General features: G+C 41.1%; 12 protein-coding genes. 4 read left to right on the top strand and 8 right to left on the bottom strand.

Features of this window, described 5'->3' with window-relative positions; translation table 11 throughout:
* Window positions 1-123: 123 nt before the first annotated feature.
* Window positions 124-2,400 (bottom strand): phosphoenolpyruvate--protein phosphotransferase, encoded by a 2,277-nt coding sequence (gene ptsP, locus JIG37_RS19280; protein ID WP_138619366.1) that lies wholly within the window; start codon window positions 2,398-2,400, stop codon window positions 124-126.
* Window positions 2,401-2,433: 33 nt separating this feature from the next.
* Window positions 2,434-2,952 (bottom strand): RNA pyrophosphohydrolase, encoded by a 519-nt coding sequence (gene rppH, locus JIG37_RS19275; protein WP_054554350.1) that lies wholly within the window; start codon window positions 2,950-2,952, stop codon window positions 2,434-2,436.
* A gap of 540 nt (window positions 2,953-3,492) precedes the next feature.
* On the opposite strand from rppH, the gene mutH reads away from it, so the two are divergent.
* The gene (gene mutH, locus JIG37_RS19270; protein WP_063707194.1) at window positions 3,493-4,164 is read left to right on the top strand and encodes a DNA mismatch repair endonuclease MutH; all 672 of its coding nucleotides are present in this window, start codon (window positions 3,493-3,495) and stop codon (window positions 4,162-4,164) included.
* Here the strand turns inward: mutH and JIG37_RS22955 are convergent.
* The 6 genes from JIG37_RS22955 to rlmD all read right to left on the bottom strand — a co-directional run bounded on the left by JIG37_RS22955 (window position 4,159) and on the right by rlmD (window position 12,779).
* A complete protein-coding gene (locus JIG37_RS22955) occupies window positions 4,159-5,127 on the bottom strand; it encodes a 2OG-Fe(II) oxygenase (RefSeq protein WP_054554348.1) in 969 nt (322 codons plus the stop codon). The two genes, mutH and JIG37_RS22955, sit on opposite strands and share 6 nt — an antisense overlap.
* Window positions 5,128-5,282: 155 nt before the next feature.
* A complete protein-coding gene (gene eno / locus JIG37_RS19260) occupies window positions 5,283-6,581 on the bottom strand; it encodes a phosphopyruvate hydratase (protein WP_138619368.1) in 1,299 nt (432 codons plus the stop codon).
* A gap of 113 nt (window positions 6,582-6,694) precedes the next feature.
* Window positions 6,695-8,329 carry a CTP synthase gene (locus JIG37_RS19255; protein ID WP_054562242.1) on the bottom strand — a complete coding sequence of 545 codons (1,635 nt, stop codon included), beginning with the start codon at window positions 8,327-8,329 and terminating at the stop codon, window positions 6,695-6,697.
* Between the two features lie 157 nt (window positions 8,330-8,486).
* The gene (gene mazG / locus JIG37_RS19250; protein ID WP_199530102.1) at window positions 8,487-9,287 is read right to left on the bottom strand and encodes a nucleoside triphosphate pyrophosphohydrolase; all 801 of its coding nucleotides are present in this window, start codon (window positions 9,285-9,287) and stop codon (window positions 8,487-8,489) included.
* On the bottom strand, window positions 9,287-11,446 hold the full coding sequence (gene relA / locus JIG37_RS19245) for a GTP diphosphokinase (RefSeq protein WP_054554344.1): 2,160 nt from the start codon (window positions 11,444-11,446) through the stop codon (window positions 9,287-9,289). The genes mazG and relA overlap by 1 nt, the downstream gene beginning before the upstream one ends.
* Window positions 11,447-11,453: 7 nt before the next feature.
* A complete protein-coding gene (gene rlmD / locus JIG37_RS19240; protein WP_054554343.1) occupies window positions 11,454-12,779 on the bottom strand; it encodes a 23S rRNA (uracil(1939)-C(5))-methyltransferase RlmD in 1,326 nt (441 codons plus the stop codon).
* An 80-nt stretch (window positions 12,780-12,859) separates the two neighbouring features.
* On the opposite strand from rlmD, the gene barA reads away from it, so the two are divergent.
* From barA to JIG37_RS19225, 3 genes are read left to right on the top strand one after another with little or no spacing between them, the layout of a single operon-like run.
* The gene (gene barA / locus JIG37_RS19235) at window positions 12,860-15,628 is read left to right on the top strand and encodes a two-component sensor histidine kinase BarA (protein ID WP_199530110.1); all 2,769 of its coding nucleotides are present in this window, start codon (window positions 12,860-12,862) and stop codon (window positions 15,626-15,628) included.
* Window positions 15,629-15,661: 33 nt separating this feature from the next.
* The gene (locus JIG37_RS19230) at window positions 15,662-16,138 is read left to right on the top strand and encodes an energy transducer TonB (protein ID WP_199530101.1); all 477 of its coding nucleotides are present in this window, start codon (window positions 15,662-15,664) and stop codon (window positions 16,136-16,138) included.
* Between the two features lie 12 nt (window positions 16,139-16,150).
* On the top strand, window positions 16,151-16,477 hold the full coding sequence (locus JIG37_RS19225) for a hypothetical protein (RefSeq protein ID WP_199530100.1): 327 nt from the start codon (window positions 16,151-16,153) through the stop codon (window positions 16,475-16,477).
* Window positions 16,478-16,502: the final 25 nt, after the last annotated feature.

Here is a 16,502-nt window from a genome sequence, read left to right as displayed (position 1 = left end):
GTGACTTCTTAAAAGGGACTGCCATTGTTGCAAAGTAACGCCTTGATATTAAGCACCTGTGAAACGCTGAATTCTACATCTTGAGGTGGCTTGGGTATAAGTGCTTCATAGCACAATTTTCCCTCATGATTGACCTTGGCTTGGGGTGTAAAATAGCTCACCGAGTTGATGTTCAATCATAAAGTTACGCGTTAACCTAAGTACATGTTTTGCAGTGGGTTGTAATAAGCATTCTGCAAGTAACTTTTCCATATCACTGACATTTAATCGCCTAAGCACAAACTTAATTTTACTAATCGAAGCAAAGTTCATACTCAAGCTTCGATAACCCATTGCAATAAGCAGTAATGCGCCTTCTGGATCGCCGCCTAACTCACCACACAAGCTAAATGGCAGCTCATGTTGCTGACACTCCTGTGCTATTTTTAACAACACTCTAAGAACACTTGGGTGATAAGGATTAAATAGCTCAGCAACGCGGGCATTAGAGCGGTCAACTGCCAGCATATACTGGGTTAAATCGTTGCTACCTACAGAGCAAAAATCGACTTTTTGCGACCACTCTTCAAGCATAAATACACTCGAAGGTACTTCTAACATCACCCCGATTTCAGGGCGCTCAATGGCTTGTTCGGGGTATTGCTCACTTAACTCAAAATAGGCTTGTTCGAGCAGCTTTAAAGATTCATCGACTTCTTCTGAGCCACTGATCATCGGCAGCATAATTTTTAAATTCCCCAAACCAATGTTGGCTTTTAACATCGCCTTGAGTTGATCTAAAAATAGCTCGGGGTGATCTAAGGTCACACGAATACCACGCCAACCTAAAAATGGGTTTTCTTCGGTTATATTGAAGTAATCTAAAACTTTATCACCACCAATATCGAGTGTACGCATCACCACAGGATTAGGGTGGTAACTCGTTAGCACTTCGCGATACCAGTTTTCTTGTTCTGACTGTGAAGGAAATTGGCCTTTTTGCATAAACCAGGCTTCGGTGCGATAAAGACCTACCCCATCGCAAAATGGCTTATTGTCATGCTCGGTATTTAATTCAAGACCCGCGTTTAGTAACAAGCTAATGTGTTCGCCATCTTTAGTGACGGCATCTAGGTTTTGCTCTGCAACAAAACGGTCGTTCAATAAGGCTTCTTGATATTTAAGCTGGCTGTATTCCTCTTGCAGCATTTGTGAAGGAGAAATATATAAACGCCCTGCATAGGCGTCTAATATCATTTGCTTGCTTTCAAACTGCAATAACGGCACATCTTCAATGCCCCAAATTGCTGGGATCCCCATAGCACGAGTTAAAATTGAAGCATGGCTATTTGCTGCACCATTAACACTTACAACCCCAGCAAGGTGCCCTTTAGGTACTTCAGCAAGCATCGCAGGAGTTAATGTACCAGCAATTAAAATAGTGTCTTTAGGGTAAGGTTTTGCCGCATGCTCAGTATTAACTAAATGATGCAAGACCCGTAAACCAATATCTTTAACATCAACAGCGCGCTCTTTAATATAAGGGTCTTGCATGGCATTGAATTGAGTCACCAATTTCTCAATAACAATTTTCAGAGCACTTTTGGCGTTCCATCCTTGTTTTAATTGCGCTTCAACATTTTGACCAAGGCTTTTGGCATCGAGTAACTGCTGATAAACATCAAATACAGCAAGTGCCTCTTGCGGAATAGAGTCACTCAGTGTCATAGATAAGGTATTAAACTCGTTACGCGTTGCAGCAACCGCTTGTGTAAATAGTTTGCGCTGGGTGCTCACATCGTCGTCTTTTTGCAGTTCTATAGAGCTAAAGTCAAGTTTAGGGATCACTACAAAGGCTTCACCTATGGCAATACCCGGCGCACTTGATACCCCTTTTAATACTGAGGTTTGGTGTGAAAACTCATCGACCCGTAATATTTCTTTTATTTCTGCATGCGCTAACTGAGAAGCTAACTGGGCCGAGAGCGTAATTAAGAATGACTCTTCGTCAGGGCTAAAAACACGGGCTAGTTTTTGTTGAACAACAATAACGCCTAAAACCTTTTTCTGATGCACGACTGGCACTGATAAAAACGCGTTGTAGCCTTCTTCATTAACTTCAGGTGAGAGTTTAAAACGAGGGTGAGATTTAGCAAAAGCTATATTAATGGGCTCTTCACGCTGAGCAACAAGGCCAACGAGACCTTCGGTAAAGCCTATACGAAACTTACCCACGGCATCTGGGTTGAGGCCTTGGGTGGCCATCAATACAAAGTTATCTTGGCTATAATCGGCAAAATAAATCGAGCAGCACTGTGTTTGCATGGCATCTTTTACCATTTGCACAAAACACCCCAGCGCACTGTTTAAGTCCGCCTGTTGCGACACTGCCTCAGCAATTGATCTGAGCGTGGCTAACATGATGCTGCTCCTTTGATTTAAATAAGGTTGCCCTTATCGTTTATGTCGCCAATGATCTTTGTGTTGCTCTCGTTTATTAAACGGCATTGCAAACGGAGCAAACTCTTTCATTACTCGACGATATACATCGCGCTTAAACGAAACAACTTGCCTAACCGGATACCAATAACTCACCCATCGCCAATCATCAAACTCGGGGTGATGAGTTTTAAGTAAATTTACATCTTCATCTTTACAACGAAGTTTCAGTAAAAACCATTTTTGTTTTTGCCCAATGCACACAGGACTTGAGTCTCTGCGAATTAAACGCTTGGGTAATTTATAGCGTAACCAATGTTTAGAACTTGCGACGATCTCAACGTCTTCAGGAAGCAAGCCCACTTCTTCGTGTAATTCTCTGTACATGGTTTGCTCTGCTGTTTCGCCGTCATCCACACCACCTTGGGGAAATTGCCAAGAGTGCTGACCATAGCGACGAGCCCAAAATACTTGTCCCTGATTATTGCAAATTACAATTCCGACATTGGCACGAAAACCTTCGGCATCAATCACCTTAGTGCCTCATTTGTAAGTCGATTTTTATTGATTGTTCCACATAACCTGCGATACAGCAAACACTTTACACCTAAGCCTAAATTAGATTGAAAAATTATTTTTTAACAAACATGTTTAATCAAGGTGTTACGAAGTAATTATCATAAAAATGTGCCGTTTGATTAAAATAACCATTTACAACCGTATTTTCATCACCTTACCCACAGCTTGTGCATAACTTTTGTAAATCATGCCTAAATTGCAAACAAATCCACAATCCACAGTTTAAATATACACTTTCTCCACAGAAACTGTGGATAAACATGTTTATATATCTGTATTTATACAAACAACTGATTAATTAATGAAATGGAAACACCGTACAAAAACAGTAAAATAGATAAATATCAATTAGTTAGGGTATGGCACCTCAAAATAAAACTGATTATTTTTAGCCCACACTTAACGTGCGCAAAAAACACCCAAACACAAAGATATCCACTAAGGCGCGCATTTGCTATCATGAACCGGATAAATAGACAATCAAATAAACGCCTTATGCGACCTATAAAACCAGCCTCAGTAAACGAATTAATGCAACGTGTTGATGCTATAGCCGGCCTCACCTTAGGGCAATTAGCTGAGCAATATCAATTTAAAACCCCTGACGATTTACTACGTGAAAAAGGCTGGACCGGGCAACTTATTGAATATGTACTTGGCGCAACGGCAGGTTCAAAACCAACACCTGATTTTGAAGAGTTAGGTATTGAGCTAAAAACCTTACCTATTTCATTTAAAGGCAAACCTCTCGAAACAACCTTTGTTTCGGTCACACCACTATTAAATGTGACAGGAATGACTTGGCAGCAAAGCACGGTTCGTAAAAAGTTGAATCATGTTTTATGGCTACCGATTTTAGGCGAACGTGAGATACTGCCTTTTCACCGTACCATAGGCAGTGGCTTTTTATGGCAGCCAAGTGCAGAGCAAGATGCCCTTTTACAGCGTGATTGGGAAGAACAAATGGAGCTAATCGCCCTTGGGCGCGTAGATGAAATTTCGGGTCATTTAGGTGATGTAATGCAAATAAGGCCAAAAGCAGCCAATAGCAAAGCACTGACTGATGCAATTGGCCCGAATGGCCAGATAGTACAAACCTTACCTCGCGGTTTTTATCTAAAAACCAGCTTTACCGGCGAGATCCTAAAACAACAATTTCAGCTATGAATTCCAAATAGAAGCTCTTAACCAGAATGGTTTTTCTCTGAACCATAGAGTACAAATCCATTTTTCACCATCAATTACTGGTTTTCCAGAATGTACTGAACTTTTATCAACTTTAGTATCAAGCATATTGTTAAATTGAATTAACTGACCTGCTTTCGCTGATACTTCTAATTCCCAAAACTTAAAGGCAGTCTCCCCACCTTTAAACCCCTCATTAAGGTTTAAAATGATTGTTTTTTTTCGTTGCCCAAAAAAGTCTATTTCTTTTTGGGCTGCACTATTGCTCGGGGTGATAAAGTCATAGTGCCATTTATACTGCTGTCCTTTTTTATATCGATAAATGATAGCTGGTTCAGCATACTTCAAATCAAAAATATTATTAATACACATATATCTTTGAATAAGTGCCGTGAAAAAATCATTGACTGGTAAAGTAACAATATGTTGATCATTATTTCGAATTGAATCTACTTTCTGATGCTTTTGTTGTTCCGAATAAAGTTTAGCATCAGTTAATTTTTCTTTGGCAAATCCAATCACTTTTTGTAGGGCTTCATCATTCATTTTACTGTCGAGTAAGTTAACTCGAGAATCACCAAGATTTTGCGATACAGGAAGGGGTAACAACATTTGAATTAGTTGAGTCAGCTCTTCAGTTAACAACTCATTAATCTCAGGGACTTTACTAACTAGATGAGGCGAGGCTTTCAATAGCTGACACTTTTGAAACTGCAATTTAGGCCAATACTCAAACAACAATTCAAGTTCATTTAAATTATGATACTTTGCAATTAGAAGGCAGTTAATCAATTCATCATGTAGCAAAGAAGATGATATAGCATGGTAAAACCAAGCTCTCGCAAAGTCTTTATTTTTAACCGCGTAATCAATTATGGCCGAATTTTCAACTATTTTGCCATTGAACCGCGCTTCTAATAATTCAAAAATTAACTTGCCAGCCACATTACCCTCAGATTAAATAGAACAAAACACAATAATCTTTAAAACATTATCATTTTTATATTGATTACAAAAGCTTGCTGTTACTACTTAAAGTTTACGCTATAAAAAAACCTCCCGAAGGAGGTTTTTAAGGTCTTGATGAGCTAAAAGCCAGATTACTGACCTTTAACCTCTTTAAGACCATTGTAAGGTGCTTTCTCACCTAATACTTCTTCAATGCGAAGTAATTGGTTGTACTTAGCAATACGGTCAGAACGGCTTAATGAACCCGTTTTGATTTGACCCGCTGCAGTACCTACTGCTAAATCAGCAATTGTCGCATCTTCAGTTTCACCTGAACGGTGTGAGATAACAGCTGTGAAGCCAGCGTCTTTAGCCATTTTGATAGCAGCAAGCGTTTCAGTTAATGAACCGATTTGGTTGAACTTGATTAGGATTGAGTTAGCAATACCGTTATCAATACCACGCTTTAAGATCTTTGTGTTAGTTACGAAAAGATCATCACCTACTAATTGTACTTTGTCGCCAATTAGTTGTGTTTGGTGTGCGAAACCATCCCAATCAGACTCATCTAAGCCGTCTTCAATTGAAACAATTGGGTATTGCTCTGTAAGGCCTTTAAGGAAGTGGTTGAATTCTTCAGAAGTGAATTTTTTACCTTCGCCTTTAAGGTCGTAGATATTTGCTTCTTTGTCGTAGAACTCAGATGCCGCACAGTCTAGAGCTAGAGTGATATCTTTACCAAGCTCATAACCTGCATTTGCAACAGCGACCTTGATTGCAGCAAGTGCCGCTTCGTTTGATTCAAGGTTAGGAGCAAAACCACCTTCATCACCTACTGATGTAGAGTGACCTTCAGCTTTAAGTACTTTTGCTAGGCTGTGGAAAACTTCAGCGCCCATGCGCAACGCTTCACGGAAGTTTGTAGCGCCAACTGGCTGGATCATGAACTCTTGAATATCAACAGAGTTATCAGCGTGCTCACCACCATTGATGATGTTCATCATAGGTAATGGCATTGAGTAAACACCTGGCGTGCCGTTTAGGTCTGCAATGTGCTCATAAAGCTCAACGCCTTTTGAGTTTGCAGCCGCTTTAGCTGTTGCTAAAGACACAGCTAAGATAGCGTTAGCACCTAGTTTTTCTTTGTTTTCAGTACCATCTAAGTCAAGCATTACTTGGTCAACCGCTTTTTGGTCAACTGCGTTTTGGCCTTTAAGAGCTTCAGCGATTTCGTTATTGATATAGCCTACTGCTTTTAAAACACCTTTACCTAGGTAACGTGTTTTATCACCATCACGTAATTCAAGCGCTTCGCGAGTACCTGTTGATGCACCAGATGGTGCTGCAGCACGGCCCCATGAACCATCAGCTAAATGTACATCAGCTTCAACAGTTGGGTTACCACGCGAGTCCATGATTTCGCGACCAATCACTTTTACGATTTCTGACATCTTGATTCCTCTTTTCCCGAAAATGGTGAGTTAGTGCCAATTTTATTAATTATCCTTAATGCCATTGGCTTATTAAAACAAATAAGCCGTGCATAAAGCACGGCCTATTTAAATTACGATGACGCTTTTTGGTGAGTATGTGCAGCTGCAACAAACCCTTCAAATAGCGGGTGACCATCACGTGGTGTTGACGTGAATTCCGGGTGGAATTGCGCGGCAATAAACCAAGGGTGATCTTTATTCTCGATAATTTCGACTAGTTTCTTATCTTCAGATAAACCAGTGAAACTTAAGCCTGCTTTTTCAAGCTGCTCTACAAAGTGGTTATTCACTTCGTAACGGTGACGGTGACGCTCTACAATCTCGTCACTACCGTATACTTCACTTACTTTAGAACCCGGTGTTAAGTGACACTTCTGTGCACCTAAACGCATAGTACCACCTAGGTCAGATTGCTCATCACGGATTTCAACGTTACCGTCAGCATCTTGCCATTCTGTGATCAAACCAACAACTGGGTGTGCTGATTTAGCATTAAACTCTGTTGAGTTTGCATCTTCAAGGCCTGCAACGTTACGCGCATATTCAATAAGCGCTACTTGCATACCTAAACAAATGCCTAAGTAAGGAACTTTGTTTTCACGTGCATATTTAGCCGCTAAGATCTTACCTTCAACACCACGGCCGCCGAAGCCACCTGGTACTAAGATAGCATCAAGGTGAGACAGTAACTCAGTACCTTTGCTTTCTAAGTCTTGTGAATCAACATATTCGATGTTCACAGTTAAACGGTTTTTCAGACCCGCATGCTTTAATGCTTCGTTTACTGATTTATATGCATCTGGTAGTTCTATGTACTTACCAACCATACCAATTGTCACTTCACCTGTCGGGTTAGACTCTTGATATAACACTTGTTCCCATTCAGATAAATCTGCTTCTGGGCACTCAAGGTAGAAACGACGACAAACGAAGTTATCTAATTCTTGTGACTTAAGTAACGCAGGGATCTTATAGATGCTTTCTACGTCTGGTAATGAAATAACGGCTTTCTCTTCAACGTTAGTGAAAAGTGCAATCTTCGCACGCTCGTTATTTGGTAATTTACGATCAGAACGACAGATCAAGATATCAGGTTGGATACCAATCGAACGTAATTCTTTTACTGAATGTTGTGTTGGCTTAGTTTTAACTTCACCTGCAGGGCCTAAGAATGGCACTAGCGTTAGGTGGATAAACAATGCGCGCTCACGGCCAATTTCAGTGCCAAGCTGACGAATTGCTTCTAAGAATGGTTGTGACTCGATGTCACCAACTGTACCGCCAATTTCAACGATTGCTACATCGCGACCTTCAGCACCGTCGTATACACGTTGCTTAATGTCGTTTGTGATGTGTGGAATAACCTGAATTGTTGCACCAAGGTACTCACCACGACGCTCACGTCGTAATACATCTTCATAAACACGACCTTGTGTGAAGTTGTTGCGGCTAGTCATCTTGGTACGGATGAAACGCTCATAGTGACCTAAGTCAAGGTCAGTCTCTGCACCGTCTTCAGTTACAAATACTTCACCGTGTTGAATTGGGCTCATAGTGCCTGGGTCAACGTTAATGTAAGGATCCAGCTTTAAAATAGTCACGTTAAGACCACGTGCTTCTAAAATAGCGGCTAATGACGCTGCTGCAATACCCTTACCCAACGAAGAAACAACCCCGCCAGTTACGAAGATAAATTTTGTACTCATGCGAACCCTAGAATATCAGGAATTAAAAGGAATAATATAGAATCAAGACGGGGCGATATTGTAGCAAAGGGACTGCTATCAATCCAGATAAAATTAGCAAATAAGTGCACAAAAAACGAGCTTGGTTACGCTGTACCCAAGCCGTATCATAACTTACTTAGTTTGCCTGCTTTTTAATGGCTTCCCATGCGTTGTCCATTTCTTCGAGGCTAGCCGTCTCTAAACTTTGACCACGTTCACCTAAGTAAGCAGCCACTTTTTCAAAGCGTGACGCGAACTTAGCATTGGCACTTCGTAATAATTGCTCAGGGTCACGTTTAATATGGCGGGCTACATTTACCGTTGCAAAAAGTAAATCACCCAGCTCCTCTGCACTATGATCAGAGTTAGGATCATGAGCCAGTGCTTCTTTAACTTCGTCTACTTCTTCAGCAACTTTATCGAGTGCCCCATGATAACTTGGCCAATCAAACCCTAGGCTTGCTACGCGCTGTTGAATCTTCTTCGCTTTTGATAACCCCGGCATAGCATCAGGAATATCTTGCCATAAACTCATTTGTGGAGAGGCGGTTTTTTCTGCTCGCTCTTGTGCTTTAATAGCTTGCCACTGCGCCGAAAGCTCAGCGTCCGACAGCTCACTTTGCTTTGCAAAGACATGGGGATGACGACGAACTAATTTATCATTAAGCGTATTAGCCACATCGGCAAAATCAAATAAGCCCTGCTCTTTAGCAAGTTGAGCATAAAAAATAACTTGAAAAAGTAAATCGCCAAGCTCACTTTTAAGCTCAGTGAGTTCACCTTTTTCAATGCAGTCTGCTACTTCGTAAGCTTCTTCAAGGGTATGCGGTACAATCGATTTAAAGTCTTGTTTTAAATCCCACGGGCACCCAGATTCTGGGTCCCGTAGTTTGGCCATAATTGCAAGCGATTGCTCAATTGCCTGTTTATTACTCATTACGAATGACCACGCTTTGCATCATGCACACCTTCGATTTGGTGTAGCTTAGACAATAAGCGGTTAGTACTCGATAGGTCATGCACTTCAACCTGCATTGAAAACAGCGCAAGTTGCTTATCTTCAATTGTGTTGACGTTCATGTTCAGCACATTCACTTTTTCGTTTGCAAGCACTGAGCTGATATCTCGAATAAGACCTGAGCGGTCAGTGGCTTCAACTTTAATCGTTAATGAGTAAGAGCCATTAATGTCGTCTGACCAACTTACTGATATCACCCGCTCAGGATGCTTCTGGCGAAGTTTCTCAAACGAATCACAATCCTCTCGGTGAACTGCAATCCCTCGGCCTTGCGTAATGTAGCCGATGATTTCATCACCCGGCACGGGTCGGCAGCATTTAGCAACATGGCTCATTAAGCTACCTACCCCATCAACAACAATACCGTTCTTATCGCCAGTGACACTTTTTGGTTTTTTAAACTTAATTTGTGGTTCGTCATGCTCACGGTCACTAATAAAGTTTAATAACTGGTTTAAGCGAACATCCCCAGCACCTACCGCAACCATAAGGTCGTCAAGGCCTTTAAGGTTAAAACGCTCAATTGCTGGCGCTAGATCTTTGGTCGATAAATCCAGCTTTTGCAGCTCAGTTTCAAGAATCTCTTTACCGGCACTTAAGTTTTTATCGCGATCAAGCTGCTTAAACCAATGATGGATTTTAGAACGAGCTCGTGATGACTTGATATAACCAAGCGATGGGTTTAACCAATCACGGCTTGGATTAGGCTGCTTTTGAGTTAAAATTTCAACCTGATCACCGGTACTTAATTGATGAGTAAAGGGTACGATTTTGCCGAACACTTTTGCACCAATACAGCGATGCCCTACGTTTGAGTGAATGTAATAAGCAAAATCAAGTGGTGTTGCACCTAGCGGTAAATCGAAAATATCACCCTTAGGCGTAAACACATAAACGCGGTCTTCTACTACTTGGTTTTTAAGCTCTTCCGCTAGGTCACTGCCATCAACGACTTCTTCTTGCCATTGCAGTAACTTACGTAACCAGCTAATTTTTTGCTCGTAGCCTGAACCACGCCCTGGCAATGCACCTTCTTTGTACATCCAATGCGCAGCAACACCTAGCTCAGCATCTTGGTGCATTTCGCTCGTACGAATTTGAATTTCAACGGTTTTACCTTCAGGGCCAAATACCACGGTATGGATTGACTGATAACCGTTTTGTTTAGGTGTTGCGATGTAATCATCAAATTCTTTATTTAAATGGCGCCAGTTAGTATGAACGATACCTAACGCCGCGTAACAATCTTGCAGGCGCTCTACCACTATGCGCATAGCGCGAATGTCAAAAAGCTGGTCGAACTCATAGTTCTTCTGTGCCATTTTTTTATAGATGCTGTAGATATGCTTAGGGCGACCATACACCTCACCTTCAATACCCGCCTCAGCCAAGCGTGCTTTAACTAAAGCAACCATGTTCTCCATGTAAGCTTCACGGGCAAGGCGCTTATCATCTAGCTGTTTAGCGATATTTTTATAGGTATCTGGATGCAGATAACGGAACGACAGGTCTTCAAGTTCCCACTTAAGCTGGCCAATCCCTAAACGGTTAGCAAGGGGGGCAAAAATGTCGCGAGTTTCTTTAGCGGCAATAACGCGCTCTTCTTCACTGGCGTCTTTAACATCACGCAAGTGGCACACTTGCTCTGCCAGTTTAATCACTACAGCCCGCACATCTTCAACCATGGCTAATAACATGCGGCGGATATTATCAATTTGTACAGTGCCTTTCCCTTGGTGGGCTAAGGTACTGATGGTCGCCATTTGGCTTACGCCTGTTAGTAATAATGCAACGTGGTTACCCAGCTTTTCAGTGACTGTCTCTATCGAGATTTTTTCAGCTAAAAAATAAGGCGTTAAAAAAGCAGTAGCAAGGGAATCTGCGTCTAAATTTAGCTCAGCTAAAATTTCCACCATTTCAATGGCTGTGTTTTCACGTTTTGCATCATCGCAATGCAGGCACAGTTGGTGAGCCTGCTCTAATAAGGTATGTTTGTCTTCTGTTAGCGCTAACAGCTCGATACGGCTGGCAAAATCACTCGGCTTAGTTAGCTGATGTGACTGTCTAGTGGCTACCATGTGCGCTTTACCTCCTGTGAAATAACGCCATCGTTTCAATATGCCCGGTATGCGGGAACATATTCATAAGCCCAATTTTTTCAATGCTAAAGCCTGCTTGTAAAATAATTGCACTGTCACGGGCTAAAGTAACAGGATCACAAGAGACGTATAAAATCGTTTTAAACTGAGTAAGTGGTAACTGCTCTAAAATAGCCATTGCACCAGTACGTGATGGATCAAGTACTAACACGTCAAGTTCGGCACTAAACCAAGCAGCTGATTGCAGTGATTTTGTTAAATCAAAACAATAAAAATCGGTATTCGACAATGAGTTAGTTTGCGCATTTTGTTTTGCTAATGCAACCGCAGAATCGACCCCTTCAACACCAATAACATATTTAGCATACTTTGCAATCAATAATGAAAAGTTACCAATGCCACAAAACAAATCCAATACCTGCTCATGACCTTGTAAATCAAGCCACTGTTTTGCTTGATGCAGCATAGCTTGGTTTACTTGCGGGTTAACTTGAATAAAGTTTTCAAGGCCAAACTCAAAGCGTAAATCATAAGCCGGTATCTGGTAGTACGGCATTGGATGGTCACTGTGATCAATTTCGCCACTGTGTGACTGCCACACAACACGCCAGCTATATTCATCACACGCTGCGACTACAATGGCTTTTAACTCTGCGTTAATGGCTTTGGTATGCCTAATAACCACAAAGGCCGCGTTATCAGCTTCACATAATTGTAAGTGACTAATGCTACTCAGACCTGAATGGCTGTTGATAAGAACATCAAAAACTGAAAAAACGTCTTTAAAAGTGCCGCTCAGCACATCACAGTTTTCTATGCTCACTAATTGTTTAGAACCTTGAGCCCGATACCCTACTCGCATTTTCTTTGCGGCTTTGTCGTGCATTACGGCAATGCGCGCAGAGCGACGATAATGGTGCTCTTCACTAAGCAGAGGTGCTTGCCAATTTAAGTCATCAGCTTTGGCAAACTTGCTAAACAGCTGGCTAACCGCAGCTTGCTTCTCAACCAATTGCTGCTCTGCATCAAGGTGCTGTAGCTGACAACCACCACAAACCTGATAATGCTGGCAAAAAGGAGTAACCCTATGCGCTGAGGCTGATAGCACTTTTTTACAATCAGCACTGGCAAAACGTGCCTTATCTTCAATCAATAACGCTTTTACTTCTTCACCCGGCAAAGCACCATTAACAAAACAGACTTTATTCCCCTGCTTAGCAACGCCCCGCCCTTGGTGATCCATAGCAGTGACATTCAGGGTTAGCATTTTTTGCGAAACGGATTTCTTTTTGGCTTTGAAAATCTGTGCCATTGGGCAACACCTTAATTATTGATAAAGCGGGAGTAAGTATATACTCTTAAACAACGATAATAATGATAACAACATTCTTTATGACTAAATTTGGCTTACGTGACTCAGTCTTAACCCTTACACTTATACCGACTGTGATCATAGGCTTGTTGCTGGGCGGTTATTTTACAATAAATCGTTACATTGAGCTCGATGAAATTTTGTATCAACAGGGCGTGACTATTATTGAGCCCCTCGCCATTGCTGTTGAGCAACCGCTATTAAAGCGTGATAAAGCCTTATTAACTCGCTTAGTTAGTCATACGCACAACAAACACTCCCCTGCTATCCAATCAATTGCTATTTTTGATGAAAACAATGAGTTAGTGATTTTTAGTAAATACCAAAGTGAGTTCAAAGAAATTGTTAGCAGCAATGCAAACAACATGGATGGCATCCAAGTACAAAATTCTGAGCACTATTTAACATTCTCCACTGCCATAATTAATCATAGCCGCCAAGACACGATTTGGAATCATCACAGCTATCAAGCATCACTTGGTACTGTGGTGATCATGCTTAACAAACAACAAGCCATTATTGGCCAGCAACGGGCATTATTGGTCAGTGGCGTAGTGATATTACTCGCGCTCATACTTGCTATCGTATTAGCGTTTAGACTAACTCGCATGTTTATACAGCCTCTTAATAAGTTAGTACTAGCTACCGACAAGCTTATTGAAGGTAAAGTAGACACTGGACTTGATCAAAAAATGTTTGGTGAGTTTGAGTTATTACGCACAGGTTTAAATACCATTGCAGAAACCATGGTCGTGCAACGTGATGAGATGCAAAAGCACATTGACCAAGCAACCTCAGATTATCGCGAAACACTCGAACAATACGAAACCCAAAATATTCAGTTAAGTATTGCTAAAAAAGACGCGCAAGATGCGAACCGAGTAAAATCAGACTTTTTAGCTAAAATGAGTCACGAATTACGCACACCTTTGAATGGTGTAATTGGTTTTACACGCCAGCTTTATAAGACTCCGCTAAATAAGCATCAAAAAGATTATCTTGATACCATTGAACTGTCGGCAAATAGTTTACTTACCATTATCAGCGATATTTTAGACTTTTCGAAATTAGAAGCCGGAGCCATGGAGCTTGAGTCAATGCAATTCCAGCTCCGTGACAATATTAATGAAGTTATGACCTTGTTGGCACCAAGTGCTCACGAAAAACAACTTGAACTATCAATATTTATCCACCCACAAGTACCCGACAACTTAACTGGCGACCCGACCCGCTTTAAACAAATTTTAATCAACCTGTTAAGTAATGCCATTAAGTTTACTGAAAAAGGCTCAATCAAAGTTGATGTTGGCTATCGCTTATTAGATGAAGAACGCGCCTCTATTTTAGTGTCTGTCACCGACACTGGTGTAGGCATCCCAATGGATAAACAAGATGCGTTATTTACCCCATTTGGCCAGGCTGACTCTAGTATCACCCGTAAATTTGGTGGCACAGGTCTTGGGCTAATCATCACTAAGCATATTGTTGAAGCGATGAATGGCCGCATCACCCTAAACTCAGCACCTGGTAATGGTACCTGCTTTACGTTCAATGCCGTATTCAGAACGCCAAGTAACTCAATTACCAGTGACTTACCGACTCAGTCACTAATTAATAAGCGTATTCTTTACCTTGAACCTCACGAGCATACACACCAAGCGACTCTGTCATTGCTTAATGAGTGGCAAGCACGAGTAACTGCCTGCTTAGATGAAGAAAGTTTCTTAGCTGAGATTAACAAAGACTTCAGTTACGATATTTGTATTATCGGTCATACAGCTGCAATTGATGATATGCAACAGCTCAAGAGTTATGTAAAAGCCGTTCGCCCTGTCACTGACTATCTTTACCTTATGCTCAATACAGTTTCGCATAATATGCGCGAAGCCTTTATTGGCAGCGGAGCAGATGCGTGCTTAAGCAAACCACTTAACCACCGTAAATTATGCGAAGTGCTTGCTGCACCTTATCGCCTTGATCACCCTGTACATAACATTGAACAAGGCGATGAAAAACTATTACCGCTAAAAGTACTGGTTGTAGACGATAACGATGCCAACCTTAAACTTATTTGCACCTTGCTTGATGAACAAATAGAACTGATAGATACCGCACACAACGGTTCACAAGCTTACAGCTTAAGTAAAAGCCACAAATATGACTTAATCTTCATGGACATCCAAATGCCAATTATGGATGGTATTACCGCATGTAAACTTATTCGCGAGTCATCTCTTAATGAAGATACCCCTATCATTGCTGTAACCGCTCACGCCCTAGCGGGTGAAAAAGAACAGCTACTTAAGGATGGTTTTAAAGGCTATTTAACCAAACCTATTGATGAGGACATGCTAAAACAAATAATTAGCGATCATAGTCCACAATCACCGATTAACCGTGAACGCAACAAAGTTGCAGCAATTAACTCAGAGCCTCCATTTGAAAGTGCCCGCTTAGATTGGCAGTTAGCACTACAACGTGCTGGCGGTAAAGAAGAGCTAGCACTAGAAATGCTCAATATGTTATTACTCAGCGTGCCGGAAACCTTGCGTCTGCTCAATGAAGCTATAGAAAAAGAAGATTGTGAACATGTGCTTAGCATTGTGCACAAGTTCCATGGCGCATGTTGTTACACTGGTGTGCCAAAACTTAAATCCCTCGCCGAAACACTCGAGACAGCACTAAAAGGTGATTGCGATTTAAATTACATTGAGCCTGAATTGTTTGAGCTTGTTGATGAGCTAAATAATTTGTTGAGCGATGCTGGAATGCTTGAGCAGCAACGATAAAAAACACTCAATAAATTCTATAAAGGAATATTAATGAAAAACTATTTAATGCTAGCTGGCAGTTTGTTTGTCTTTGGTTGCGCATCAACCTCAGACAAACCAGTAAAATTAGAGTATGCGGATTTAGCTGTTAGCTATAATGAAATGGAGTCAGCAAAATGGCAACAGCTTGAACGCTTTCCTGCCAGATATCCAAAAAAAGCAGTCATCCAAGCAAAAGAAGGTTGCGCAACTATTGAGTACGTCATTACGCCACAAAATGAGATTAGAGATATTCAGGTAGTTGCCTCAACTAACCCTGTATTTGCAGATGCAGCAAAAGATGTAATCACTAATTGGCACTGGAATGAGCTGGCGAAAAATATTACTGATAAAGCAGTGAAAACCCAAACTCGCTTTGACTTTTGTTTTGACACACCTGAGCAACCTTGCAAAGAGCTAAAACCTAACTATTCATGCCCTAGTTCCGATATTATTTATTCCACGGGTACACGCGTAGTGAAGTATTAAAGGGAGCTTGCTTTGTATTTTATTTTACTTATCGTCTTTAGCGCTATTTCACTCACTTGGTTTTTCCTTTGCTATAAAAAACTAAGTATTGAAGCTAATAATTACGTAAAAACCAATTACACTGAACAGTGGCAAGCATACGAGAGTAAAGCCCGCTTAATGAAAGCAAAACCTGACTCAATGGTTATTCATTCAATTAAGAAAGGTGAATTGTCGGCAATAGATGATGATGTTTTGAAAAGCTTTAAGAAAAAGCATCAATATTTAGTGGTCCTACTCTGCCTTTCCCCTTGGCTATCTTCATTGCTTGCACAATTTATTGTTTATCTGAGTAAATAAAAAACGCGGTGGATATCACATCCAC

Source organism: Pseudoalteromonas sp. bablab_jr010, assembly GCF_016464105.1.
GTDB classification, from domain to species: Bacteria; Pseudomonadota; Gammaproteobacteria; order Enterobacterales; family Alteromonadaceae; genus Pseudoalteromonas; species Pseudoalteromonas simplex.
The sequence above is the reverse complement of the archived record's forward strand: the minus strand, read 5'-3'. Positions and strand labels throughout refer to the sequence as shown.